Origin of the sequence: Pseudomonas sp. GL-B-19 (assembly GCF_019956415.1) — a bacterium.
Taxonomy (GTDB): Bacteria; Pseudomonadota; Gammaproteobacteria; order Pseudomonadales; family Pseudomonadaceae; genus Aquipseudomonas.
The window spans coordinates 1-23594 of sequence record NZ_JAHBDK010000068.1; the positions used below are offsets into that span (position 1 = coordinate 1).

Annotated in this window: 21 protein-coding genes and 3 pseudogenes; 12 read left to right on the forward strand and 12 right to left on the reverse strand. The window is 58.6% G+C overall.

Annotated elements, in window-relative coordinates; all coding sequences use genetic code 11:
- Positions 1 to 253: 253 nt before the first annotated feature.
- Positions 254 to 715, reverse strand: a complete 462-nt coding sequence (locus tag KGB06_RS24430; RefSeq protein ID WP_223520325.1) for an anti-virulence regulator CigR family protein — start codon at positions 713 to 715, stop codon at positions 254 to 256.
- A 153-nt stretch (positions 716 to 868) separates the two neighbouring features.
- Here KGB06_RS24430 and KGB06_RS24435 point away from each other — a divergent pair, with 153 nt between their 5' ends.
- Positions 869 to 1321, forward strand: a complete 453-nt coding sequence (locus tag KGB06_RS24435; RefSeq protein WP_223520327.1) for a hypothetical protein — start codon at positions 869 to 871, stop codon at positions 1319 to 1321.
- Between the two features lie 23 nt (positions 1322 to 1344).
- Here KGB06_RS24435 and KGB06_RS24440 read toward each other — a convergent pair whose 3' ends face one another.
- Positions 1345 to 1737 (reverse strand): GFA family protein, encoded by a 393-nt coding sequence (locus KGB06_RS24440; protein WP_223520329.1) that lies wholly within the window; start codon positions 1735 to 1737, stop codon positions 1345 to 1347.
- Between the two features lie 307 nt (positions 1738 to 2044).
- Here KGB06_RS24440 and KGB06_RS24445 point away from each other — a divergent pair, with 307 nt between their 5' ends.
- The 6 genes from KGB06_RS24445 to KGB06_RS24470 all read left to right on the forward strand — a co-directional run bounded on the left by KGB06_RS24445 (position 2045) and on the right by KGB06_RS24470 (position 10031).
- The gene (locus KGB06_RS24445; RefSeq protein WP_223520331.1) at positions 2045 to 5806 is read left to right on the forward strand and encodes a response regulator; all 3762 of its coding nucleotides are present in this window, start codon (positions 2045 to 2047) and stop codon (positions 5804 to 5806) included.
- 242 nt (positions 5807 to 6048) lie between these two features.
- Positions 6049 to 7173: a two-component system response regulator gene (locus tag KGB06_RS24450; RefSeq protein WP_263288406.1), complete on the forward strand. Its 1125-nt coding sequence runs from the start codon at positions 6049 to 6051 to the stop codon at positions 7171 to 7173.
- Positions 7174 to 7497: 324 nt separating this feature from the next.
- Positions 7498 to 8382 (forward strand): transcriptional regulator, encoded by an 885-nt coding sequence (locus KGB06_RS24455; protein ID WP_223520333.1) that lies wholly within the window; start codon positions 7498 to 7500, stop codon positions 8380 to 8382.
- Entirely contained in the window at positions 8375 to 8875 is a 501-nt protein-coding gene (locus KGB06_RS24460; protein WP_223520335.1) for a hypothetical protein, read from the forward strand. Before KGB06_RS24455 ends, KGB06_RS24460 begins: the two co-directional genes overlap by 8 nt.
- A gap of 64 nt (positions 8876 to 8939) precedes the next feature.
- Positions 8940 to 9242: a hypothetical protein gene (locus KGB06_RS24465; protein WP_223520337.1), complete on the forward strand. Its 303-nt coding sequence runs from the start codon at positions 8940 to 8942 to the stop codon at positions 9240 to 9242.
- 228 nt (positions 9243 to 9470) lie between these two features.
- A complete protein-coding gene (locus KGB06_RS24470; protein WP_223520339.1) occupies positions 9471 to 10031 on the forward strand; it encodes a YSC84-related protein in 561 nt (186 codons plus the stop codon).
- An 81-nt stretch (positions 10032 to 10112) separates the two neighbouring features.
- Here KGB06_RS24470 and KGB06_RS24475 read toward each other — a convergent pair whose 3' ends face one another.
- Both KGB06_RS24475 and KGB06_RS24480 read right to left on the reverse strand, forming a co-directional pair.
- The gene (locus KGB06_RS24475; RefSeq protein ID WP_223520341.1) at positions 10113 to 10985 is read right to left on the reverse strand and encodes a DNA/RNA non-specific endonuclease; all 873 of its coding nucleotides are present in this window, start codon (positions 10983 to 10985) and stop codon (positions 10113 to 10115) included.
- A 281-nt stretch (positions 10986 to 11266) separates the two neighbouring features.
- Positions 11267 to 11659, reverse strand: coding sequence for a c-type cytochrome (locus tag KGB06_RS24480; protein ID WP_223520342.1), 393 nt, complete (start codon positions 11657 to 11659; stop codon positions 11267 to 11269).
- A 139-nt stretch (positions 11660 to 11798) separates the two neighbouring features.
- On the opposite strand from KGB06_RS24480, the gene KGB06_RS24485 reads away from it, so the two are divergent.
- On the forward strand, positions 11799 to 12119 hold the full coding sequence (locus tag KGB06_RS24485) for a hypothetical protein (RefSeq protein WP_223520344.1): 321 nt from the start codon (positions 11799 to 11801) through the stop codon (positions 12117 to 12119).
- A gap of 125 nt (positions 12120 to 12244) precedes the next feature.
- Here KGB06_RS24485 and KGB06_RS24490 read toward each other — a convergent pair whose 3' ends face one another.
- A complete protein-coding gene (locus KGB06_RS24490; protein WP_223520346.1) occupies positions 12245 to 12667 on the reverse strand; it encodes a DUF1801 domain-containing protein in 423 nt (140 codons plus the stop codon).
- Positions 12668 to 12944: 277 nt separating this feature from the next.
- Here KGB06_RS24490 and KGB06_RS24495 point away from each other — a divergent pair, with 277 nt between their 5' ends.
- Positions 12945 to 14657 carry an amidase gene (locus KGB06_RS24495; protein WP_223520348.1) on the forward strand — a complete coding sequence of 571 codons (1713 nt, stop codon included), beginning with the start codon at positions 12945 to 12947 and terminating at the stop codon, positions 14655 to 14657.
- 48 nt (positions 14658 to 14705) lie between these two features.
- On the opposite strand, the gene KGB06_RS24500 is transcribed toward KGB06_RS24495, so the two are convergent.
- Both KGB06_RS24500 and KGB06_RS24505 read right to left on the reverse strand, forming a co-directional pair.
- Positions 14706 to 15086: a RidA family protein gene (locus KGB06_RS24500; RefSeq protein WP_223520350.1), complete on the reverse strand. Its 381-nt coding sequence runs from the start codon at positions 15084 to 15086 to the stop codon at positions 14706 to 14708.
- A gap of 108 nt (positions 15087 to 15194) precedes the next feature.
- Positions 15195 to 16211 carry a succinylglutamate desuccinylase/aspartoacylase family protein gene (locus tag KGB06_RS24505; RefSeq protein ID WP_223520351.1) on the reverse strand — a complete coding sequence of 339 codons (1017 nt, stop codon included), beginning with the start codon at positions 16209 to 16211 and terminating at the stop codon, positions 15195 to 15197.
- A gap of 173 nt (positions 16212 to 16384) precedes the next feature.
- On the opposite strand from KGB06_RS24505, the pseudogene KGB06_RS24510 reads away from it, so the two are divergent.
- Positions 16385 to 16870, forward strand: a pseudogene (locus tag KGB06_RS24510) (TetR family transcriptional regulator C-terminal domain-containing protein); the annotation flags it as partial.
- Here KGB06_RS24510 and KGB06_RS24515 read toward each other — a convergent pair.
- From KGB06_RS24515 to KGB06_RS30020, 5 genes are all read right to left on the reverse strand, one after another.
- The gene (locus KGB06_RS24515) at positions 16826 to 17833 is read right to left on the reverse strand and encodes a DMT family transporter (RefSeq protein WP_223520353.1); all 1008 of its coding nucleotides are present in this window, start codon (positions 17831 to 17833) and stop codon (positions 16826 to 16828) included. The pseudogene KGB06_RS24510 and the gene KGB06_RS24515 overlap by 45 nt on opposite strands.
- The gene (locus KGB06_RS24520) at positions 17833 to 18531 is read right to left on the reverse strand and encodes an ABC transporter permease subunit (RefSeq protein WP_223520355.1); all 699 of its coding nucleotides are present in this window, start codon (positions 18529 to 18531) and stop codon (positions 17833 to 17835) included. Before KGB06_RS24520 ends, KGB06_RS24515 begins: the two co-directional genes overlap by 1 nt.
- Positions 18532 to 18536: 5 nt before the next feature.
- Entirely contained in the window at positions 18537 to 19250 is a 714-nt protein-coding gene (locus KGB06_RS24525) for an ABC transporter permease (RefSeq protein WP_007947843.1), read from the reverse strand.
- A 133-nt stretch (positions 19251 to 19383) separates the two neighbouring features.
- A complete protein-coding gene (locus KGB06_RS24530; protein ID WP_223520357.1) occupies positions 19384 to 20178 on the reverse strand; it encodes a transporter substrate-binding domain-containing protein in 795 nt (264 codons plus the stop codon).
- Positions 20179 to 20206: 28 nt separating this feature from the next.
- The gene (locus KGB06_RS30020; protein WP_317849416.1) at positions 20207 to 22210 is read right to left on the reverse strand and encodes an aminotransferase class I/II-fold pyridoxal phosphate-dependent enzyme; all 2004 of its coding nucleotides are present in this window, start codon (positions 22208 to 22210) and stop codon (positions 20207 to 20209) included.
- A 253-nt stretch (positions 22211 to 22463) separates the two neighbouring features.
- On the opposite strand from KGB06_RS30020, the pseudogene tnpB reads away from it, so the two are divergent.
- Positions 22464 to 22610 (forward strand): annotated as a pseudogene (gene tnpB / locus KGB06_RS24545) (IS66 family insertion sequence element accessory protein TnpB); the annotation flags it as partial.
- 20 nt (positions 22611 to 22630) lie between these two features.
- Positions 22631 to 23326: pseudogene (tnpC, locus tag KGB06_RS24550) on the forward strand (IS66 family transposase); the annotation flags it as partial.
- Between the last annotated feature and the right edge of the window lie 268 nt (positions 23327 to 23594).

Genomic DNA, 23594 nt, shown 5'->3' on the forward strand with positions numbered 1-23594 from the left:
ACCACCACCACCACCACCACCATCCTTCGCAAAGGCGGAGTTCATGATAGACAGGTCAGCAGGGAGTAATGGGGCGGCTGCAAGCATCAGGGCGCAGGACATTACAGCAACGAGACTCTTGTTTTTTAAAAGCATGATTGCTTCCATAGGGTTGATATCGCGTGTGTTAAGACGCATCAGCCCCCAGACAGTTCAAGTCCTGCGACAGACGGAATGCAGTGCACCCTACTGCGCCGCATTCGCAATTCAAGCATCAATCAAAAGCACCGTTGAGCACTTCGTAAATAAGCCCGGTTGCCAGTGCAACCAATATCAAATCGGTGCCCGCTTGTTGCCATTCATATCCATCATAATGAGGCAGTGTGCCGACTAACCGACCGTCCAGTTTTTTGGCAATCCCCGGTGGAAGTGGCTTGCCTCGCGCAAGGTTCTTTTGAATGCCAGGTGGCAGTGCCGGTCCGGGACTCCAGTAGTCCCGATACCCATTAACAATCCCCAGAACGCTTGCGTGATTGATGCTTGGGCCGTTATCCCAGTCACTGTCACTGGAATGCTTGCCTTTACCTCCCTGGTTGCCTTGAGCCTCGCTGTTATGTGGGTTTCCCTTGCCGTTTCCCTGTCCCTTTCCATTGCCAGGGTCAGCTATTGCTGTGGTTGAGCCGCAGAACAGTGCAAGGCATGTAACGGTTGCAATCAATGAGCGAAATCTGAACATCTGTCTTTCCTTCATCGTGACGGGACATCTCTTTGAAATTTAGCGCTGCGCTGCAACAAGTACACGTAATTGGGTTCGGACAACATCAGAGCGGCGATTAATGAGCTATACCGGCTAATCACCCGTGCAGTTCTTCGACACAGGAGTTTGGCCATGAAGCTCAGACACTCACTTGCAGCGCTACTGGTCAGCGCAACCCTCTTCGGCTGCGCCACATCATCTACCCCTAGTGTGAACGTTCCTTTGGTTGCCACACAGCGCAACGCCGGTCAGATCGGCAATGTAACGTTGACGAGTTTTGACAATAAAACCGGATTAAATTTCTTCATCAGCGGCGCTCCAATGGGTGTCACCCTGCCCTTGCGCCTCTACACCTTCGTTTATAAAGGCAGCTGTCAAAAACCCGGGCCGGTCGCCTACTCGATGAACGAACAGGTCAATACCGAACGCCAGCCCATACGCGGCTGGACGTTATCAAGAACCGCGCCTGTAGAAATGTCGGTTCTGCTTTCCGGTGAGTACTCCATCCTCGTGCGCACGGCACCGTCGGATGGCAACGTTGATATCTATTGTGGGGATATCAAGCACGGTGTCACGACGAAGTAGCCACGATCCTTGGGATTCGACAACTAATCTTCAAAGCGCCCCGTGGCGTCACGATCGCGCTCGTATTGTCTTGTCAGCGCAAACGCCGGCAACCAGGACTCGCGGCGCACAATCCAGCTTTCATAGGTGGGCTTGAGTTGGTCTGGAGCGTCCAGGGAGCCCAGGTTAACTTCGACTTCGTCGGCGGTGCGGGCGAACACCGAGGAACCACAGCGAGGGCAGAAAAACCGCCCGGCGTAATCGCGTGTTTCGCCTTCGATCATCACCGCCTCCTGAGGGAATATTGCAGAGGCGTGAAAAAGCGCCCCATGGTGCTTGCGGCAGTCCAGACAATGACAAAGGCCGACCCGGTATGGGCGCCCCGATGCCACAAACCTGACATTGCCGCACAGGCAGCCGCCGGTGAATCGGTCCATGCTGCACCTCCTCTGAAATCAAGCACTCGCTGGCTACCTGGCCATTGTAGGTCAGGCTCAGGTCGACTTCGATGTCTGGCCTGTTCGACTTGCTGCAGCAACTGCGCTGACATAGAAGCCCGACTGTGCTCCGACGAGGAATACGTTCCGTCTTGACGTTCAAGGGGGCGTTTCATAGCTTTTCAGCGCTTTTCATCGGATCTGTTCGACTGCATCAGGGGTTTTCACAGCAGCGGAAAAGGCGCCGCGGTTTACTGCGTATCTAAGCTTCCGGCGCGTGTTCGGGACTGTTGTCGCAGGAGAGCCCATGAGCCTGGAACGTCTGAGCAAACTCATCTCGATAGGATTTGGTATGGCGTTGGTTGCCTGCCTGACTACCGTGGCACTGGATGAGTACTTTGGTAAGCAGGCCGACCAAGCCACTGATCGACGCCATCAGACCATCACCAGCGTTGCCCGATTGGGTACCCTCAACCGCGAACTGACTGAACTGGCTCGCCTTTATGTCACCACGGGCGACGAGCTGTTTCTGACCGAATATAACCAAAAGTGGCAGGAAGGCCGGATATTCCGCGAAGCTGCGCAGGAATTCCGAGCGATTGGACTGAACGCCGCCGAAACCAAATTGCTGGCCACGGTCGAGGACATGGATATCAAGCAGACGGGCATGGAGCGCCTGGCAATGGAGCAGAGCTGGCACCGAGGGAGTTCGTCACTGCTTTCAAATACCACTTACATCAACTCCGAGTGGAATTATGCTGATGCGCTTAACAAGCTGAGAGTCTCAACCACTCAACGCTTCAATAGCGACTTCGAGGCGGCTCGGCACAAAGCCGCGCTGGCCAGCTACGTCAATGCCTTGATGCAGTTGACTATATTGGTTGCGGGCCTACTGGCATTTTTGGTCATCCTGCGTCGCCAATTGGTGAAACCTCTGCTGAGTCTTTCCGAACGCATTCGCCGCCTGCATGCCGGCGAAACCCTTGGAGAGTCGGTGCAGCACCACGGACTTGCCGAAGTCGTGACCCTGGCCAAAGCATTCGATGCCTATGTCGATGTCAATGAAGAACTGCAACGAAAGCACTGGGTCAAGGTGCGCCTCAGCGAACTGGTGCAGGCGTTGCAGTTGTGCACCAGTCGGGAGGCGTTTACCGCAACGTTGCAGCAGAAACTGGGCGAATGCCTGGGTTGCAAGACGGTTGTGCTATTCGACGCAGAGCCCGTCGTCAAGCGTACTGGCCAAGTGCACTACAGTTTGCCACTGCTGCAAGCGGGGCAGCAGCTGGCCAGCCTTGAACTCGATTTCGCCCATCGCCCGGATCTCGCCCAACTCAAGCTGCTCGACAGCTTGCCCAACAAACTCGGCACACTGCTGAATTTGCTGCAACAGCGCACCCACAATCAGCAGTTATTGCAGCAGGCCCGCCTGCAGGCCCGGCAATTGGAGTACCAGGCGGTGAAACTGCAACAGCGCCAGCAGTCCCTGGAAGCCACCGAGAGCTGGTATCGCGGCATCGTCGAGGTTGCCCCTAAAGCGCTGTTGGTGTTCGACGAGGACAGTGTGATCCTGGCCAACCAGGAAAGTGAAGTGACCTTTGGTTATGCCCCTGGCCGCCTACTTGGCCAGAACTACCGGACACTGATACCTGACAGCCAGCTCGGGGCCATTGATTCGATGCTCGAGCGAGTGCGTGTAACCAAGGTGCTCGACACGGGCGAACTGATTGCCCGTCGTGCTGATGGTAGCGAGTTTCCTGCTGAGTTGCGCCTGAGCCTGCTGCCGGCGCGAGAGGATCGAGGGCAATGCCTGTGCGTTGCGATTCTCGATCTCAGCCAGCGCAAAGCTGAAGAACGCAGCTTGCGTGAAGCGCACGAACAGCAGCAGGCCATTGTTACCGCTGCGCCCTATGGAATTGCACTGGTGCGCGGTGGTTTGATCGTACAGAGCAATTCGCGACTGGATGAGTTGCTCGGTTATGAACCGGGCGAACAGTTGCAGCGCTCTCCGCTGGCTTGGCTTGATCAAGTCGTTTGGGCGGAGGCATTACTGGAGCTCAAAGCGGAAATTCGAAGGACTTTGGACCGTGGGGACATCTTTCAGCAGCAGATGCAGCTTTGCCGCAGGGACGCCAGCAGCTTCTGGGCAAGCGTAAGTGCGCGTGCTGTTGCGCCCGGATATCTGTCTTCGCGTGGTTCGATCTGGATCATCGAAGATATAACCGCCCAGCATGCGGCGGCGGTCGAGATGCGGCAGGCGCGGCAACTGGCCGAGGACAGTGCACGCATCAAGACCGAGTTTCTGGCCAACATGAGCCACGAGATTCGCACGCCGATGAACGCCATCATCGGCATGACGTACCTGACCTTGAGGACGGAGCTGAACGAGCGTCAGCGCGATTACCTGAACAAGGTACAAAGCTCTAGCCGGCATTTGCTGGGTGTCATCGACGATGTTCTGGATTTTTCCAAGATCGAGGCGGGCAAGCTTCAGCTAGAAGCTCGCGACTTCAGCCTGGCGCAATTGCTGGAAGAGGTGCTCGATCAGGTGCGTCCACGTATTGCCGATAAAGGCTTGAACATGCGGCTCAACGTTGCTGCGGATGTGCCTGAACGTTTGTGTGGCGATCCGCTTCGACTGCGGCAAATACTGCTCAACTACCTGAGCAATGCAGTGAAATTCACCGAACGTGGTCATATCAGGGTTGAGGTGAGCCTGCGTGAGGCCGGCGCGGATGACGCTTTGCTTTACTTCAGCGTGACCGACAGCGGCATAGGGCTCTCGACCGAGCAGTTAAAACATATGTTCCAGAGCTTCGAGCAGGCTGATACCTCCACCACACGACGCTTTGGTGGCACGGGCCTGGGGCTGGCCATTGCCAAACAACTGTCCGGGTTGATGGGTGGCCAGGTCGGTGTTCAGAGCGTGCTGGGTGAAGGCAGCAACTTCTGGTTTGAGGTCCGTTTGCTTTTGGCCCAGAGCACGGACATTGATGACCTGTGCGCAGGGGAGCAACCCTGCGACTGGCGAGTGGCCGAAGGGACTCGTGTTTTACTGGTAGAAGACAACGAGTTGAACCAGCAGGTCGCTGCCGAATTATTGCGGGTGGTCGGTTGTTCCGTCGATATCGCGGCTGATGGCCGTCAGGCGCTCAATCGGTTATCTGCGCAGCGTTTTGACCTGGTGTTCATGGATATGCAGATGCCGGTGCTCGATGGTCTGGCGGCCACTCGCCTGCTCCGTCGGCAGCCCGGATTGAGCAACCTGCCCGTTATCGCGATGACCGCCAACGTCAGCAGACATGATCATGACAATTGTCTGGCGGCTGGCATGAATGATTATGTCAGCAAGCCCTTCGAACCGAAGACGCTCTACGCGGTTTTGCGACGCTGGCTGGCTGATACACCGGCGCGCCCAAAGCGCATCGTGGCGCCGGAGTCGGATGCGAAGGTGAGTGGCGCTGAGGCGGGCTTGAAACTCGACGGCGTGGATACGGTTGCCGGACTCCGAAGGGTATTGGGCAGGCACAGCCTGTATGCGGATGTGTTGCAAAACTACCTGACCAGTCAGGGCCCCTTGCAGAGACAGTTGAGCGCGGCGCTGGCGGCAGGCGAGCTGGATAAAGCCGAGTTGTTGGCGCACAGCTGCAAGGGCGTATCAGCGACTATCGGTGCCGACACCATCGCGCAGGCAGCAGATGTTTTGGAGCAGGCACTGCGCGCAAAGCGACCACCTGATGAGTTGCAAATCTGTCTGGAGGCGTTGTCTGAACCCTTGGAGGCCCTGCTGAGGCAACTGCGAGAAAAGTTGCCCAGTAAGGTCGAAGTAGCGCACGTAGTGGTCGATTTTGGCGAGCTGCAACAGATCTGCCAACATCTCGATAACCTGCTGGATGACTTTGATGCGCAAGCAGTGCCCTACTTTTCCTTACATGCGGGCGTACTGCGCGGCGCATTTGCGAGCAGCTTCCAGTTCCTGGAAGGCGCTGTGACACGGTTCGATTTCGAGCGGGCGCGGGCCTGTCTGAGCGAGGTCCTGCAGGCTTGTGGAACTGGCGCAATGAGTGAATAGAAACATAAGGGCAACACGCAGTTCATGCCTTTAAAAGCGCGTTGTTCAGAAGTTTTCAACGTTTTTCAGCGCCCGGCAGAGACGGTTCAATCCATTTCAGAGCAGATGCGTGGGTGGCATGCGTTACTGCCAGTCACTTGGCAGATTCGACGGGCTGTACCTTTCCCCGCCGTGCTCCCGCGGTAGAAGCGCCCCCGGCCGCTTTACCGCCCCCTCTGTGACCCCGTCGAGAGAACGTCCAGTTGAACAACTCAACCCCTAGACCCACCGTGCTGGTGGTCGACGATATGCCGACCAATCTGCAGCTGATCAGTGAACTGCTACGCGAGCTTTATCACGTCAGAATTGCGACCAGCGGTGCCCAGGCGTTGCAGATCGTCGATCGGGCGAAACCGGATCTGATCCTGCTGGATGTGATGATGCCCGATATGGATGGTCATGAGGTCTGTCGTCGTCTCAAGACTGATCCCAAGACATGTGATGTGCCGATCTTGTTTCTGAGCGCCCGCAATCACGACGAAGATGAATGCCTGGGGTTCGAGCTTGGAGCGACTGACTACCTGTTCAAGCCGATCAACCCGCCCATCCTGCTGGCGCGGGTGCAGACACAGTTGCGCCTGAAGGCGACAACGGACCTGTTGCGCTCGCAGAATACGTATCTCGATCAGGAAGTACTGGCACGAACCCGGGAGCTGCAAGCCACCCATGACGTGACCATCCTCGCCCTCGCTTCATTGGCCGAGACTCGCGACAACGAAACCGGCAATCACCTGCGACGCACGCAGCACTACGTCCGGTTGCTGGCCGAGAAACTGCGCGATCACCCACGATTCAGTCTGTATCTGAATGATAAAAACATTGAGCTGATGTTCAAGTCGGCACCGCTGCACGATATCGGCAAGGTCGGTATTGCTGACCATATCCTGCTCAAGCCGGGGCGCTTTGAGCCTGCCGAGTTCGAAATCATGAAGACCCACGCCCGGCTGGGTTATCAGGCGTTGGTGCATGCCGAGGAAATGTTGGGCGCGCAAGTGCCTTTCCTGCGCATCGCCAAGGAAATTGCCCTGTGCCATCACGAAAAATGGGATGGCAGCGGTTACCCCAATGGCCTGGTCGGTGACGCCATTCCTGTCAGCGCCCGCCTGATGGCGGTCGCCGATGTCTATGACGCGGTCATTAGCCGGCGGGTGTACAAGTCAGAGATGAGCCATGAGACGGCCGTCGCGATCATCCGCGACGGTGCCGGTCAGCATTTTGATCCAGATGTGGTGGCGGCCTTCATTGCCCTCGAAAATGAGTTCGAAAAAATCGCCGAGCACTACGCCGATACCCCAACCGAGGAGCCCCTTGACGCCATGGCCGGTTAACCGCTGGCGAGCAATGGTAGATGCAAGACAAAAGGTGCCGGTTGTTACATCGGAGTAAAGATCATGAGTTGGGTCGTTAACCTGCGTGGACTTCTGGTGCTCGGTAATGAACTGGTCTCAAATGAGCCTGCGAGAAGGCTCGGCTGTTCCAGTAACGCCACGTGTGCAGTTTTGCGATCAGCATTTAAGCCGTGAAAACACAGTGGCAGTTATTTTCGGCACCTGTTCCACGAAGATGTTGGCCAAAGCAAAGAATGACCGCTTAACTCTAGAGGTCGACGACACGTCTTCGACTTACCTTTTTGCCTCATACAGATGGTCGACATGGGTCAACTGCTAATTGATGAACATCTGGTATTCGACGAGAACAACTTTCTGTTATTTCGCGTTGAATCTGCCAATGAGGAGCCTTTGCGCATAGGTGCAATCGCCAGCCGATGCCTGGCCATGCTGCTCAGGTCGGGTGGGGAGGTGGTGCGCAAGCGCGAACTGATGGCCGGGGCATGGGGGCAATACGGCCTGGAAGTGACCGACAACAGCCTGGCCCAGGTTGTCCGGCAATTGCGCCTGGCGCTGGAGAAACTGCAGCCCGATCGCGAATTCATCCAGACCTTGCCACGCATAGGTTACAAACTCGCCGATGGCGTGAGAGTCGAGGAGTTGCCAGCCACTGCGAATGCGGCGTCTGCCCCGCGTGCGGCTGAGCCTGACAGCGAGGCGCCCGCCCCCGCTACGTCTCCTGTATCGACCCTGGCCGATGCAGAGGACGAACCCGTCGAACCGCCACCATTCATGGCAATGCCGGCGTCAGCTGATCCAGATTCGGGGGCGCTGCCCGTGCACTCGATAACATTACCAAGGCGTTGGGGGCTGTGGCTCGCACTACCCCTTTGGGGCGTATTGGCATTTCTGTTGGGAAAAATCTGGCTGGCACCGACTCTTGAGGTGGTACCGCCAGCGTTCGACGCGCCCGTAATGATGGAGGATGTGCATGTGCATCTGTCCACTCTAGAGCCACAACCCCCGGAGGCGTTACACCTGAAGCTGATGGTTCAGCACAGCCGGAAACTGGCGGAGCATTTGGGCATTTCGGCGCAAAACATCCACCTATACTTGTTACCGTCGCGTCGTGGGGCAGATCAGATTCTTTGCGATGGCGAGCTGGAAACAGCGAGTAGTCGCTGCATTGGCGTACAACAACATGACTAGACGTGCCGCAAACGCAGGTTGGTGCCTGGCCTTCGCACTCGTTGGTCTGTTGGGTGTGGCACTGGGGCGCCTGTCGGGTGAGAACCTGGCGAACCTGGACCTTTGGTGCGCCGGAGAGAGCGCATATCAAGTGCCATCCCCATCGCGCCCTTCATGGCTGACGACGCGTTACAGACTGGACTTGAGACCCTCCGGGCTCAGCCATATGCGCATGGCGGCCCAACTGATCGATGCCAACTCCGGGGCGGATATGGGCACCCTGCGCCGCAACAGCGCCTTTCGAGTGCAAATACAGGGGCACCGTTTGCAGGTCAAAGTTGAACGCAACGCCAAAGGCGAAACGGACAGCACGACTCCTGAACTGACGAACACACTGGGCCTGTTTATTTTCCGGCCGGACAGCAGCCTGAGTTACTGGATGCGATCGTTGTCCGAGACGCGTTACCTGTTCGATGATGGCAATGACATGTTCATTCTGTGCAGTAAACGGTGACACCGGCGAACGCCATCGTTCAGGACCAAAAACACACCTAATCTCTTGATACAGGGGAAACGGGATGACTGAAAAAACAGCGCACCAATGCTGGTCATGGGTCCTCCCCTCCCTGCTCGCCATCAGCCTCGTGCTGACCGCAGGATGTGCAGGCAAAGCGTCCAGTCATCGCAATTCGACCGCAAGCACAGGCTCCAATTGCTATGCAAAAGCGCTACCCACTGTTGGCGAGGGCGGCTTGGCGTGGGGCTCCACCCTGAGCATTGCTCGCAAAAAATCCCTGGATAACTGCATACGCTATGCCGGCCGCTCCGGAGGCACACCGGACACCTGCAAAGTGGTGATGGCGGAGTGCAAAAATCAATAGGGGGTAGTGAAACCCCTTGAGCGAAAGCAGGCGCTGACAACGAACCCGGCCGTTCCACAGTGGTCACAACAAGTGATGGCATCGCGCCTTGGGTTTCCTGTATTCCAGCGCGACGCTTGCGATCCACACATTTCAGGGTGCGCCGGATAACTTCAGTCGGTTCGGTTCCTGTCTGACACAGGCGCTGACTGCTGCTCTGATCCAATGCTCCCCTCTCGGAGTACGGAAATGACTCAATCAATGCGCTTCTTTCTATCGATCTTCCTCGCGTTAGCTACATTGGCCTCGACGAGCCTGTTGAACAGTGCAAGTGCAGAAACCGCAGAGGATCTGAATAAAGACTCTCTGCAAGCATTGGATATGCTCTACAAGGCCAATCCAACAGCCAAATCCATCTCGCAACAAGCCAAGGCCGTGCTGGTCTTCCCCAACATCATCAAGGCGGGCCTGGTATTCGGCGGCAGCTATGGCGAAGGCGTATTAATGAAGGGTAAGACCGTCGTGGACTATTACAACTCCGTCAGCGGGTCATGGGGACTACAGGCGGGCGCCCAGTCCTATGGCTATGCAGTATTTCTGATGAATGATAAAGCGCTGAAATACATAGCTGAAACCAAGGGTTGGGAAGTTGGCGTGGGGCCAACCGTGGTTGTGGTGAATGAAGGGATTGCGAAGAACCTGTCCAGCTCTACGCTGAAAGACGATGCGTATGCGTTCATCTTCGACCAGCAAGGGTTAATGGCCGGGGTCAGCATCGAAGGCTCGAAAATTTCCCTGATCAAACGCTAAAAGCGGCCGTTTGGTTAGGCAAATGAAGCACCCCATCGGTTGCCTCCAACCGTTGGGGTGCAGCCCATTAAGTGGAAGCCATCAAGTGCGGCCCACGGAACCTGTGACCGGTAGGTTGCCCAGCAACTTGAGCCCCGTGGTTTTCACGAAAGCGTCATAGTCCATCGGTCTCTCAATACGGGTTTCTGCATTGGGTAGCACGTACGCCCAGGCACGCTGGGACGATGCGTCGTAGACCAGCTTGAACAGGCGCGTCGGCACCCAGACCTTGTTGTTGCCAATGGTGGTGTGACCCGGGTCAAACAGCGGACCGGTAAACACATAAACATTGCCCTCGGCGCGCTTGGCGAACTTCCTGACGTCAGACTCGACCTTGCTCCAGATCTTCCGGTTGTTGGTAGGGTCTTGCGGCACCATGTTCGACAGCGCAAAGGATTGGGCCATTGCATTGGGGTTCGGTGCATCGGCTGCAGGGGATTGATGACCGCGGTCCACCGCCGGATGTTGGCTACGGTAGTCGCTCAACTCTGCCCGTCCACTCTTGGGAATGCGTGGGTCCGGATAGAACTGGTTGGTGCGCTCCTCCCCTTTGGCATCCTGAAGCTGGGCGGCATTAAGACGCTCGACGACTACCAGTGGCGTCTTGCTGGTCTGCGAGTACAGCACCGCGAAGTGGTCGGAACACAGGGCCAAGGGGTTCATGGTTGCTGGCACAGTGGCCATGTTGATCGGTTTGGCTGCCGGGAACAGATCTGCACAGCCGTCGAACGATGCCTGCTTCTGCTTGTTTGAATAAAGGTCCAGCGCCGCGTTCTGGCTGATCGAGCCCGAGCGGGACGATTGTTCCTGTTGCTGGGTGGGCGGCTTGATGAGATCCAGCAAGCTGCGGGCTTCTGCCCCGGTCGAGAGCAAAACAAGGGCCGACAGCCCAACTGCAATTTTGCGTAGGTACATGCGTTAGATCTTCGAATGGGATTGAGAGGTAAACGTACGGCGGTCCCGATTCACGGAACCAGGTGCAGGCGGTTGCTGGTTATATTGCGGGGTACATGCTTTCACTGTCCTTGATCAAAATACCGGGGCGGATCCGGTTGGCGCCGAAAGTACGACCGCTGAAGGCCGTGCGGGGTTTATTGACCCTCACAACCCCTTTTAGTGCAGAGCGGCGGCTGCATTCTACTCGCAGATTCGAAACCCATAACTTTCTGCGACCTATCACATTCGCTCTCATTACGTTACTGCGCCTGAAAGGTTTGCAAGTAAGCCAGCAGATTGTCGATCTTTTCCGGATCGCTGAGCCCCCAGAAAATCATGCGGGTACCGGGGACCACTTCTTTCGGTGCTTCGAGGTACGCGGTCAGTGTTTCGCGGGTCCAGACGATATCGGCGGATTTCATGGCGTCGGAATACTGATAATCCGTAGTGCTGCCCGAATGTCGGCCAAAGATGCCGTTGAGCTGCGGACCAAATGAACCACGTGCCGATTCTCCGACCTGGTGGCAACCCCCGCAGATCCGTTTGAACAGTGTCGCACCCGCTTCAGCATCGCCGGCCGCGTGTGCCGGGAGGCTGAACAAACCTGCATTGAGAAAACAGGTGAAGGTGATGAATACGGCGGATTGCTTCATGTTCTGTTCCCGAACTTGTAGAGCCTGGCGCGAGTGAATCAATGGGCGCCTACTTGCAGACGCAAAAGTCTACGTAAAGAATGGCGGTCTTCGTAGCCCGACGCATCAGCGCCTGACAAACACTTCACTGGAGACAGCCGTGCCACCCCTGACTGCCCGCGAGGTTTACCAGACATTGCGCGACGCCGCCCTGGGCATTCACCCTTTGCGACGCCTCGATAAACCCTCCGGCGCCGGCCAGGTGCAGGTCGACATCGAGGGCTGGCAGCTAACTCTCGACGTCGATGGCGTCCATGTGCGGCACTGCCAACGCTGCCACAGCCCCGACGGCCGCGAGGGTGATCTCGACAGCTGGCAACGTTACGGCACCGACCCGGTCAGTTTTCTCAGCGCGTGGGAGCTGGCGCAGATTGAGCGGCTGCTGACCGGGCAAACGCCACCGATGGAAAAGCCCGGTTAAACCGTGATGCCGATCAGTTAAGCCATCGCGAACCTCGTAGGATTGTGTCGCTGCTTAAATGAACAGCAATTCGGCTAAGTCAGGTTGTACCCGCCAACCGAAAGGATTCTGCGCTTTCTACTGGTTCATTTGGCCGGTTTACGCCGAGCTGCCGCCCGCGACAGATTGAGTTCCACGGCGGCACCAATCAGCGCCTTCAACGCTTTGTCATCCAGCGTTTCACCCTCATGCACATCAATGGCACGTCGGGTATTGCCTTCGAGACTGGCATTGAACAAACCTGAAGGGTCCGCCAGCGAGGCGCCCTGGGCGAAGGTCATTTTGACGACGCTCTTGTACGTCTCTCCGGTGCAGAGGATGCCGGCGTGAGACCACACTGGTACGCCTCGCCACTTCCATTCCTCGACCACGTCGGGGTCGGCCTGGTGGATCAGCGTTCGGATGTGACCGAGCATCTCGCCCCGCCAATCATCCAGCGCCTTGATTCTCGCGTCTATCAGTTGCGAGGCCGCGTCTTGCGCCTCTGCAGACGTCGTGTCCTTATTCATCAGAGTGATCACCTTCTTCATGAGGGTTTTGACCCGCCTCATGATAGTTGTCGCTTGCTCATCACTCGAGTGTCACTGACTGACGGCGCCCACATCAGGCTCGCACCGCGGACAACGTTTCCTCTGCTCCCGGCTTAATGCCAAAATGCAACGCTCAGGTCACCCGTCCAGCCCCTGTCGCGTAATGCAGTGCAACGAGAATCGATATGAACGCCCATTTTCAGATAAGTGATGCCCCTGAATCCCACGTCTCCCATCAGCAGCCGGCGGTAACAGCATGATTGAGGTCACTGAGGTTTCCATTGCGCAACTGCGTGCTGCGCTCGAATCCGGCCAGACAACGGCGGTCGAGTTGGTGCAGGCTTATCTCGCCAGGATCAATGCCTACGACGGTGCCGACACCCCTACCGCGCTCAACGCGGTCGTGGTTCAAAACCCCGACGCGCTCAACGAAGCGCAGGCATCCGATGCCCGCAGGGCCAAAGGTGAGACGATGGGGCCGCTCGATGGCATCCCCTACACAGCGAAGGACAGTTATCTGGTGAAGGGGCTGACCGCTGCGTCCGGAAGCCCCGCCTTCGCCAACCTGATCGCTTATCGCGATGCGTTCACCATCGAACGCCTGCGCGGTGCCGGCGCCATCTGCCTGGGCAAGACCAACATGCCGCCCATGGCCAACGGCGGTATGCAGCGCGGGGTCTATGGCCGCGCCGAGAGCCCGTACAACGCTGACTACCTCACCGCGCCGTTCGCCTCGGGTTCCTCCAACGGTGCCGGAACGGCAACCGCCGCCAGTTTCGCCGCATTCGGCCTCGCGGAAGAAACCTGGTCGAGTGGACGCGGTCCCGCCTCGAACAATGGTTTGTGTGCCTATACGCCATCGCGCGGGGTGATTTCGGTGCGCGGCAACTGGCCGTTGACACCGACCATGGACGTAGTCGTGCCGTTTGCCAGAACCATGGCGGACCTGCTGGAGGTGCTCGACGTGGTGGTGGCCGAAGACCCGGACACACGCGGCGATTTGTGGCGGATGCAACCCTGGGTGCCGATTCCGAGTGTCACCTCGGTCCGTCCTGCCTCCTATCATGAACTGGCCGCGCAACCCGAGGCTCTCGCCGGGAAGCGTTTCGGCGTACCGCGCATGTACATCAATAAAGACCTCGAGGCAGGCACCAGCGAGGCGCCGGGTATCGGCGGGCCAACGGGGCAGCGAATCAACACCCGTGCCTCGGTGATCGGTCTGTGGGAAGCGGCTCGCCAGGCGCTCGAAGCGGCCGGCGCGCAAGTGGTCGAAGTCGATTTTCCGCTGGTTTCCAATTGCGAAGGCGACCGTCCGGGTGCACCGACCGTGTTCAATCGCGGCATCGTGTCCAAAGAGTTCCTTCACCATGAGTTGTGGGACCTGACGGCCTGGGCGTTCGATGACTTCCTTCAGGCCAATGGCGATCCGAAGTTGAACCGCCTGGTCGACGTCGATGGACCGCTGATTTTCCCCCACGACCCCGGCACGCTGCCCAACCGCGAAGGAGACCTTGCGGCCGGCATGGATGAGTATGTGCGGATGGCGGAGCGCGGCGTCACGGCGTGGAACCAGATCACCACGGTGCCTGATGGCTTGCGTGGGCTCGAACACACGCGGCGTATCGACCTTGAAGAGTGGATGGATCGCTTGGGGCTCGATGCAGTGCTGTTCCCGACGGTCGCCGATGTGGGTCCGGCGAACGCCGATGTCGATCCGGCGTCTGCGGACATCGCGTGGAGTAACGGCATCTGGGTCGCCAATGGCAACCTTGCCATCCGCCACCTGGGAGTGCCCACGGTCACCGTGCCGATGGGCGTGATGCCGGACATCGGCATGCCCGTCGGGCTGACCTTCGCCGGTCGCGCCTATGACGATTCGTCGCTGCTGCGCCTGGCATCGGCGTTTGAAGCGACCGGGTCAAAACGCTTGATCCCGCCGCGTACCCCGCCACTGCCGGGTCAGCCGTAAACGTGGATCGGGATTGGGGCGTTGCTCGCTCCAATCCCGGTCAACGAATTAGCCCTTGGCTGCCATTGCGGTGACTTCCACACGCATGCCTTCGACCGCCAGAGCGGCCACACCCACAGCCGCGCGAACCGGCCACGGCTTGGCGAAGAAGCGCTTATAGACTTCGTTGAATGCAGCGCGGTCGGCCATGTCGGTGAGGTAGATGGTCAGGTGCAACACTCGATCCATGGAACTACCGGCGCGCTCCAGTGCAACTTTGAGCGCCTGCAGCGTGCATTCGCTCTGCTCGACGATCCCACCCAATTCCAGACTGCCGTCAGCGCGGGTGGGGATCTGCGTGGAGACCAGCAGGCCGCCGAAACCGGCGACGTCGGAGGAGATGGAATCCTGGTCCGGGTCAGGGGTGAATGTGATGTCTTGGTTGGCCATGGGGATCTCGTACTTGAGTGATTAGGGCTGTCGCGTATCAGGCGCGCAGTTTACAACCCCACGGCGCAATGCTGTTCATGATCGAGTCGAGAAGTTCGGCGCGATCACCTAGTTCGGGTCCAGCAACCCGCCGCTCCAGTTGCGTGAAACCCGGCTGCCGGTGAATTTCGCCACCACCATGCCCAGAGGCACCAGCCGATCCCGATAGCGGGTCACCATGCGCCCCGCTTGCTCGGCCACCAGCACCACTTCGGAAGACGGATCGCCCGGTCGCCGAAGAATCCGCGCAAACCGCTGCCCTTCTTCGACGAAATCGCCGAGCTCTTTTTCAAAGATCAGCACGCCGGGATGCGGCGCCAGAATGGTTTCCATGTGGCCCATTTCCATCGCCTCGACGGGCCAGTCAGCGGGGGCCTGCGCCCCATCAATTACTCCGCAACCGCACAGCCACACGTACAATCCCTCGGCATCCTGCTCGGCAAACCGGTCACTGACATCGCCCTGCCCGCGTAGCTCCAGCGTTGCGGCCATGCGCTGGTCGGTGGCGCCGTCGCGCAGCCACGGCGCAATGATGGTTTCTTCAAAGGAGCCATCGCCGCCGTCATCCCAGATGATCGCCACGTCCATCTTCATCGCGGCGGCCAGTTCGCGGCCACGGGGCCAGAAACGGCGGTGAACGTAGAGGTAGGGCAACGCTTCGTCATCGGTGTGCAGGTCGAGCATCACATCCGCCGGGGCCGCCAGTTGCACCAGTTTTTTTTGCCATTCCTGAACGTTGGTCGACGGTTGGGCCATGGCGGCCGACTGGTCGAACGAGCGGTTGAAGTTATGCCCGGTGGCGTCGTGAAAACGACCGAGAATTCGCCCCTGGCGAAACTGCCCGATGCCCAGCGGATTGGCTTGCGGCACCACCGTCACACGGCCGTTGAGCCGACCGTGGGCCTCGGCGATCGCAAGCTTTTGCATCAGCAGATGCAGCACCAGCATCCCGGCGATTTCATCGGCATGTACCCCGGCCTGCAAATGCACTTTCGGCCCGCTGTCATTGCCCTCGAAGCGCCACGCACTGACCTGCACCGGGTCGCCGTTGTTGTTGCGAACACTGAACGAAACATCCTGCGCCATCTGCTTGTCCTCCCGCGTCACGAACGTTTAAAACCGAAACATTGCCATGGCCGAGACTGGAGATTGAACGCACGTTCAACTAAGCTCGCCAACCAGGCAACACACCCAAGGATTCCCGTGTGACAACTGCTCCTGCAAAAAACCGCCGCGCTGAGCCCGATGAGCGTCGCGAGATGCTGGTGGCCGCCACCCTGCGCTGCCTGGTGCGCGACGGTCACGCCGGCATTTCCGTGCGCCGCATTGCCACCGAGGCCGGGGTGTCCGTGGGGCTGCTCAATCACCATTTCGGCAGCATCGATGCGTTGATCGCCGACACCTACCAAAAGATCGCCAGCGAACTGACCACCGCCCTGCTCCAGGAAATCCAGCAAGCCGGCACGCCTGCGCAAAAGATGGATGCATTCCTCACCGGCTCCTTCTCGCCTCGGGTCATGGACCCGCAATTGCTTGGGGTCTGGGTGGTGTTCTGGAGCCTGATCCGACACTCCGAACACGTCAGCCAATCCCACGAAAAAAGCTATCGCGCCTACCTCGACCTGCTTCGCCAGTTGCTGGATGACATGGCAGCCAGCGAAGGGTTCGTGATCCACGACACGCGCCTGGCTGCCATCGGACTATCGGCGATGCTCGACGGACTCTGGATCGAGTGGTGCCTGAACCCCGAAACCTTCAGCCCCGCCAACGGCCTCCATATCTGTCGGTGCTGGATAAAGGGGCTGCGACACGGAGCATTCAGCTCCGACGACGTCTTGTGAAGGGTGTCGCCCGAAGATCATCGCCAGAGTGCCGCTGACCGCGATCAACCCGGCACCGACCATCAGCGACACGTCCATCAGCGTGCCCCAGATCAGGCTCGACAGCAGAAACGCCCAGATCAACCCGGTGTATTCGAACGGTGCCAGCAAGGTTGCAGTGGCCCGCTGAAAACTGGCGAACAGCAGAAACTGGCCGATACCGCCGACCAGCCCGGCACCGAGCATCCCCAGCCAGGCCGGGGTCGGCGCTGGGGTGTAGGTCCAGGGCAACGCAATCGTCATGCAAATCACAAACACCACGTTGGTGATCAACATCTGCTCCAGCACGGACGTCTGCTCATCCACCTGACGCAACTGGATGTAGGTGAACGCCCAGCACATCGCCGCCAACAGCGTCAGCACCACCGGCACGGGATCGGTCATATTGCTGGGGCGACAGGCGATGATCACGCCGACAAAACCTATGATCAGGCTGAACCACTGCCAGGCGCTGGCGCGCTCCTTGAGAATCACCGCCGCCAGCACCGTGACCATGATTGGTGCGGAGAAATACAGCGTGGTCATCTCTGCCAGGGTCAGGTCCCGGGCCGCCGTGTAATACAGCACCCAGGCGACAATCGACAGCAGCCCGCGCACCACCAACAAACGGCGACTCGGCGAGCGCCACGCGCGCTGGACCAAGCGCAACCGCCCCACCAATAGACAGGCCAGCACCACCACGAGGGCGCGCCAGAACAGAATGCTGACCACCGAATAATCCGCCACCAACCACTTGATGGCGGCGTCCTGCAACGCCAGGAACGTATAACCCAAGGTGCACAGGCCGATGCCTTGCAACGACCGATCGACGATCCGTGGTGCGTTCATTACATCGACCTGCGCACGGGCGTCCCGCGCCGTTCGGCAAAGGCAAACAGCGCTTCGATCATAAACGTCAGGCAGACATACACGCCGGCCACCAACAACAACGGTTCATACACTTGCAGGGTCTGGGCTCGCACCACGTTGGCGGCACCCAACAGGTCGATAATCGCAATGGTCGAGGCCAGTGCGGTGGACTTCAGCAGCATCACGGTCTCTCCGGCCAGTGTCGGCAACAGCAAACGCAACGCCCTGGGCAAACGCACTCGTAGCAACGACTGGCGCGGGGTCATGCCAAACGCCGAAGCCGCTTCCATTTCACCCTTGGGCACCGCCAGCAGCCCACCGCGTATCACTTCGCCGACATAGGCCCCCACCGACACTACCAAGGCAAACACGATGTACCAGTAACCGTCGCGCAGGTACGGCCAGAGGAAGCTGCTGCGAATCAACGGGAACTGCGCAAACAGGCTGCCGAGGCCGTAGTAGAAAATGTAGATCTGGATCAGCAACGGCGTTCCGCGCGTTACGCTGGTATAGAACAGGCTGACCTTGGCGATCACTTTGTTTTTCGATATCCGCGCCAACGCCACCAGCACCGCAAGCGCATAACCGAACACGCTGGAAATCAACAAAATGGTGATGGTCGTTTGCAGCCCCCGGCCCAACAGCGCCGCGTATTCAACTATCCACGCTGGAATCATTTCATTCACTCAGCCAAAGGCATCCAGCGACGGATGCGTCGCTCAAGCCGTCCAGACAGGTAGTTGGACGCCAACGTCACCGCGTAATACATCGCCGCGGCAGTGAGGTAGAACAACAGGTAGTGACGCGTGGAACCCGCGCCTTGCTTGGCGGTGTACAGCAGCTCGTTGGTGCCGACCACGCTGATCAATGCACTGTCCTTGATCAGGTTGATCCACAGGTTGGCCATCCCGGCCATGGCGTAAGGCGCCATGATCGGCAGCGTGACCCGCCGGAACAGGCCGAACCCGCTCAAGCCAAACGCCTTGCCCGCCTCGATCTGGCCAAAAGGAATGGCCTGGATCGCTGCCCGAAAGATCTCCGAGGCGTAAGCGCCCTGCACCAGGCCCAGCACCACAATCGCCGCCAGCGGACCGCTGACATTCACGGTGCCGTATCCCATCTGCACCATCAGCGAATTGAGGAGCATGGAGCCTACGTAGTACAGCAGCAGGATCAGCAACAACTCCGGAACCGCCCGGAACAAGGTGGTGTAGCTGCGCATCAGCGCTGCGATCGGTTTGGGCGCACTCAGCTTGAGGCAGGCCACCACCAGCCCGATCATCAGCCCGAGCACAAACGCCCCGGCGGAAATCTGCAGGGTCATCCAGAGCCCCTTCAACAGCGCACTGCCCCATCCCTGCTCACTGAAATTGATCAACTCGAACATTGCCGGCATTTCACTCTCCAGTTAGCGCACTTCACGGCATCACCTGGCCCTTGTAGGAGCCGGGCTTGCCCGCGATGCTTTGTGGCGTATTCAAAGGCCCCATCGCGGGCAAGCCTTGCTCCTACAGGGATTTTTGTTGAGGTCAGAACGCGGGTTTCACGCTGGTACCGAAGTAGTGTTGGGACAGGTCTTCATAGTCCTTGCTCGCCAGCAGGCCCTGAATCGCCTTGTCGAGTTTGGCCTTGAGCTCGGTGTCATCCTTGCGCAGGCCGGCGCCCACACCTTTGCCGAAAATCGGGTCATAAGGCACCGCGCCGAGGTATTCCAGGTTGCTCGCATCCGGTGTCTGCACGAAGGCCGCCATGGCCGTGCCGTCGGCCATCATCAGGTCGATACGACCGGCAATCAGGTCGGCGTTGGCCGAATCCTGGGTGTCGTAATACTTCACGTCAGCGATTTTTTCGTAGTACTGCTTGAGGTAGCTGGCGCTCACGGTGGAGTTCTGCACGCCGATGATCTTGCCCTTGAGATCGTCCGGGTACTTCTTAACGGAAGTGCCCTTGGGCCCGACAATCGCGATCACCGAGTCGTAGTAGGCCTTGCTGAATGCGATCTGTTTTTCGCGTTCTTCAGTCACCGACATCGAGGAAAAAATCACGTCGATCTTCTTCGCCAGCAACGATGGAATGATGCCGTCCCACGCCACTTCCTTGATCTCACATTCGGCTTTCATTTCGCTGCACAGCTTGTGGATCAGGTCGACTTCAAAGCCTTTCCATTCACCGTTGGCCTGTTTCTCGGTGTACGGTGGATAGGGTTCGGCTGCGACCGCGAACCTGATTGGCTGCGGCTGAGATTGAGCTTGGGCCGCGCTCATCCCGGCCAGCAGTAAGCAGGCTGCGCCGGTAAACCAGTTTGCCAAACGTCGATTTCCCATGATTTTTCCCCGTCTTTTTTTAGATTTATTAGCGAGTCTGATGAGCGTTGACGAATTGTCGGCAACGTTCGCTGCGTGGGTGTACGAACACTTCATCCGGCGAACCGGTTTCCTCGATCAGCCCTTGGTGCAAGTAGGCGACTTTGGACGAGACATCGCGGGCGAAGGCCATCTCATGGGTCACCAGGATCATGGTCCGGCCTTCTTCCGCAAGAGAGCGGATCACCCGCAGCACTTCGCCGACCAGTTCCGGGTCGAGTGCCGAGGTGGGTTCATCGAACAGCATGACCTTGGGCCGCATGGCCAGGGCCCGGGCGATGGCCACCCGTTGTTGCTGTCCCCCGGAGAGAAACGCCGGGTACTCGTTGCGCTTGGCCGCAAGCCCCACGCGTTCAAGCAAGGCTTCGGCCCGTTCAGTCGCCTCGGCACGGCTTTCACGCAAGACCTGGGTCGGCGCTTCGATGAGGTTTTCCAGCACCGTGCGATGGGGCCAGAGGTTGAAATTCTGAAACACCATGCCCAAGCTCGAACGGATCCGCACCAACTGTTTGGCGTCGGACACCAGCGGCGCGCCGGGACGATCATGGTTGAGCTTGATGCTTTCGCCGTCCACCAGAATGCGTCCCCGGTCCGGCACTTCGAGCATGTTGATGCAGCGCAGCAAGGTACTTTTGCCCGAGCCACTGGCGCCGATCAGCGAAATCACATCGCCTTCGCGAGCCGTCAGGGACACACCTTTGAGCACTTCGATATTGCCGAAGCGTTTGTGCAGGCCATCGACTTCGATCATGGTCTTGGACGTGACCGGTGCCACGGTGGCTTGGCTGGTGACGCGACTGATCACAGCGCGTGGCGCTTCACCTTTGAGCACCAGGACAAAATCGCGAATACGCTGGCAAGCCTGGGCCAGTCGTTCTTCACCCAGGGTGAAGGAGAGCCGCACAAAACCTTGCGCCGGCTCGCCAAACGCCGCCGCATCGAGGACTGACACGCGCGCCTCGCGCAGCAGGCGCCAGGCGAACTCCAGCGAGGTCAGCCCGGTGTCACGCACGTCCACCAGCACGAACATGCCGGCATCGGGATTGAGCACTGAAATACCCGGGCAATCCGACAGGCTCGCGACCACCAGATCGCGGCGACGGCGATAGATGTCGCGCATGCCATGAGTCACGTCGTCGTGGGCCTGCACAGCTTTCAGCGCTGCTTCCATGACAAACCCCGGCAAGCCATACAGCATGCTCAGCACCAGGGTTTCAGCGTGAGCGATCAAGGCTTCGTTGGCGACAATCCAGCCGATCCGCCAACTGGTCATGGCATGGGATTTCGACAGGCTGCCGATTACCACGCAGCGCTCGGCCATGCCCGGCAAGGCGGCGAGGCTAAGGTGTTCACGTTCAAATGAAAGGCTTTCGTAGACTTCGTCGACCACCACCCACAGGTCATGTTCGATGGCGAGGTCGGCGATGGCTTGCAGCTCCTCGCGGTTGAGCACCACGCCGGTGGGGTTGTTCGGGTTGGAGAAGAAAATCGCTCGGGTACGCGGGGTGACGGCCTTGGCCAGCACGGCGGCATCGAGCCTGAAACCTGAATCCGCCGAGCATGGCACTCGCACCAGCGTTGCACCGGAGGCTTTGAGCGTCGCCTCGTAGGTCACGTACATCGGGTCCAGGGCGATCACTTCATCGCCGGTGTTGAGCAGGCACATCGAGGTGATGAACAGCGCGTTCTGCGCCCCGGCCGCGACGATTACGTTGGACGCTTGCACCTCACGGTCGAACAGGGGGCTGTAGCGGGTGGCGATGGCTTCGCGAAGGGCCTGACGACCAGCGATCTCGGTGTAGTGGGTGTCGCCCTCGCGCAACGCTTCAATAGCGGCATCGGTGATGAAATCTGGCGTGGGGAAATCCGGGTCACCGACACTTAGGATGATTACATCCTCGCCACGGCGCTGGGCTTCAAAGGCTGCATTGTGAATATCCCAGGCGGCCACACCGTCGCCTGAAATCCGCTCAACAAAGGGTGAAAACCGCATGCCAGTGCCTCGTTCGAATTGAAGAAACGCAAGCCCGCGCAACCAGCCGGGGGAGGTGGCCACCAACATAGTCGAAGCTGAACAGTCGTTCAACAGAAAAGTCGCGATGCTTCGCGTTCAGCTCAAACAGGTCGTTTTCACGACAGTCGCGACGTTTTTCAATTGTAAGGGATCCATGAACCCCACATTCAAAGTCCCAAGTTGACCCCCCGATGCTGTGCTCCCGATCTCTTTCTAGAGCCTGCACGTCATGATGCGACCCGATGCAAAAGTGGAAAAAGTGTATCTGTACCCCAAGCCAGTGGATTTTCGAAAATCCATTGACGGTCTCGCTGCCCTGGTCGAGCTAGATATCAAAGTCGCTGTGTTCGACCCGGTGCTTTTCGTCTTTCTGAATCGCCACCGTAATCGAGTGAAAATCCTCTACTGGATGCCAATGAAGAAGTGTTTGCTCCAGCTCCGCGCCGTGGCAAACGCAAGCCACTATCGGCTGATCTGCCGCGTATCGAAGTCATCCACGAACTACCCGAACACGAACTGACCTGTGCCTGCGGTTGCCGCAAACACGCCATCGGCGAAGAAACCAGCGAGCAGTTGGACATCGTGCCGATGCAGATCCGGGTGATCAAACACATCCGCAAAGTCTATAGTTGCCGCGGTTGTGAAACGGCTCCGGTCACCGCTGACAAACCCGCTCAGTTGATTGAAAAAAGCATGGCCAGTCCGAGCGTGTTGGCGATACTGTTGACCACCAAATACGTCGATGGCCTGCCGCTGCATCGTTTCGAGACAGTGTTGAGCCGACACGGTATCAATATCCCGCGCCAGCCCTTGGCACGCTGGATCATCCAGTGCGGCGCGCACTTGCAACCGCTGCTCAATTTGATGCGCGACCGGTTGCTGGAGAGCCCGGTCATCCACTGCGATGAAACCCGCGTTCAGGTACTTAAAGAACCGGATCGAGACCCGACCAGCCAATCCTGGATGTGGGTGCAGGCCAGTGGGCCGCCGGATCGAAAAGTCGTGCTGTTCGACTACACCTCCAGCCGGGCGCAGGAGGTGCCGTTGCGCCTGCTGGAAGGTTATCGCAGCTATGTCATGACCGACGAACGGGCAACAGCAGGAGGATCCGTTCGGCGCGTTAGGGCAGATAGTCAATGCAGCAGCCGTTGAGATCACGCAGTTCGCGGTAGGAATGGTAGGTAACTGCCATCCTACCGCGACCGTCACGCAAACGAACTTGGGGGTGAAATGCTACAGGATGACAGGAGCCTGGCGATTCCCCCATTAACGGCGGGTCAGGAGGACGATGACAGCCGGCACTGAAAATGGCGGCATAAAAAACACGGCTGACGCAACAACTACCTTGCAAAACGCCGAACGA

Bases quoted from the DNA above. Each gene is read 5' to 3' on its own strand.
- KGB06_RS24430 (WP_223520325.1), bottom strand. From the start codon at position 715: ATGTTCAGATTTCGCTCATTGATTGCAACCGTTACATGCCTTGCACTG.
- KGB06_RS24435 (WP_223520327.1), top strand. From the start codon at position 869: ATGAAGCTCAGACACTCACTTGCAGCGCTACTGGTCAGCGCAACCCTC.
- KGB06_RS24440 (WP_223520329.1), bottom strand. From the start codon at position 1,737: ATGGACCGATTCACCGGCGGCTGCCTGTGCGGCAATGTCAGGTTTGTG.
- KGB06_RS24445 (WP_223520331.1), top strand. From the start codon at position 2,045: ATGAGCCTGGAACGTCTGAGCAAACTCATCTCGATAGGATTTGGTATG.
- KGB06_RS24455 (WP_223520333.1), top strand. From the start codon at position 7,498: ATGGGTCAACTGCTAATTGATGAACATCTGGTATTCGACGAGAACAAC.
- KGB06_RS24460 (WP_223520335.1), top strand. From the start codon at position 8,375: ATGACTAGACGTGCCGCAAACGCAGGTTGGTGCCTGGCCTTCGCACTC.
- KGB06_RS24465 (WP_223520337.1), top strand. From the start codon at position 8,940: ATGACTGAAAAAACAGCGCACCAATGCTGGTCATGGGTCCTCCCCTCC.
- KGB06_RS24470 (WP_223520339.1), top strand. From the start codon at position 9,471: ATGACTCAATCAATGCGCTTCTTTCTATCGATCTTCCTCGCGTTAGCT.
- KGB06_RS24475 (WP_223520341.1), bottom strand. From the start codon at position 10,985: ATGTACCTACGCAAAATTGCAGTTGGGCTGTCGGCCCTTGTTTTGCTC.
- KGB06_RS24480 (WP_223520342.1), bottom strand. From the start codon at position 11,659: ATGAAGCAATCCGCCGTATTCATCACCTTCACCTGTTTTCTCAATGCA.
- KGB06_RS24490 (WP_223520346.1), bottom strand. From the start codon at position 12,667: ATGAATAAGGACACGACGTCTGCAGAGGCGCAAGACGCGGCCTCGCAA.
- KGB06_RS24495 (WP_223520348.1), top strand. From the start codon at position 12,945: ATGATTGAGGTCACTGAGGTTTCCATTGCGCAACTGCGTGCTGCGCTC.
- KGB06_RS24500 (WP_223520350.1), bottom strand. From the start codon at position 15,086: ATGGCCAACCAAGACATCACATTCACCCCTGACCCGGACCAGGATTCC.
- KGB06_RS24505 (WP_223520351.1), bottom strand. From the start codon at position 16,211: ATGGCGCAGGATGTTTCGTTCAGTGTTCGCAACAACAACGGCGACCCG.
- KGB06_RS24515 (WP_223520353.1), bottom strand. From the start codon at position 17,833: ATGAACGCACCACGGATCGTCGATCGGTCGTTGCAAGGCATCGGCCTG.
- KGB06_RS24520 (WP_223520355.1), bottom strand. From the start codon at position 18,531: ATGATTCCAGCGTGGATAGTTGAATACGCGGCGCTGTTGGGCCGGGGG.
- KGB06_RS24525 (WP_007947843.1), bottom strand. From the start codon at position 19,250: ATGCCGGCAATGTTCGAGTTGATCAATTTCAGTGAGCAGGGATGGGGC.
- KGB06_RS24530 (WP_223520357.1), bottom strand. From the start codon at position 20,178: ATGGGAAATCGACGTTTGGCAAACTGGTTTACCGGCGCAGCCTGCTTA.
- KGB06_RS30020 (WP_317849416.1), bottom strand. From the start codon at position 22,210: ATGCGGTTTTCACCCTTTGTTGAGCGGATTTCAGGCGACGGTGTGGCC.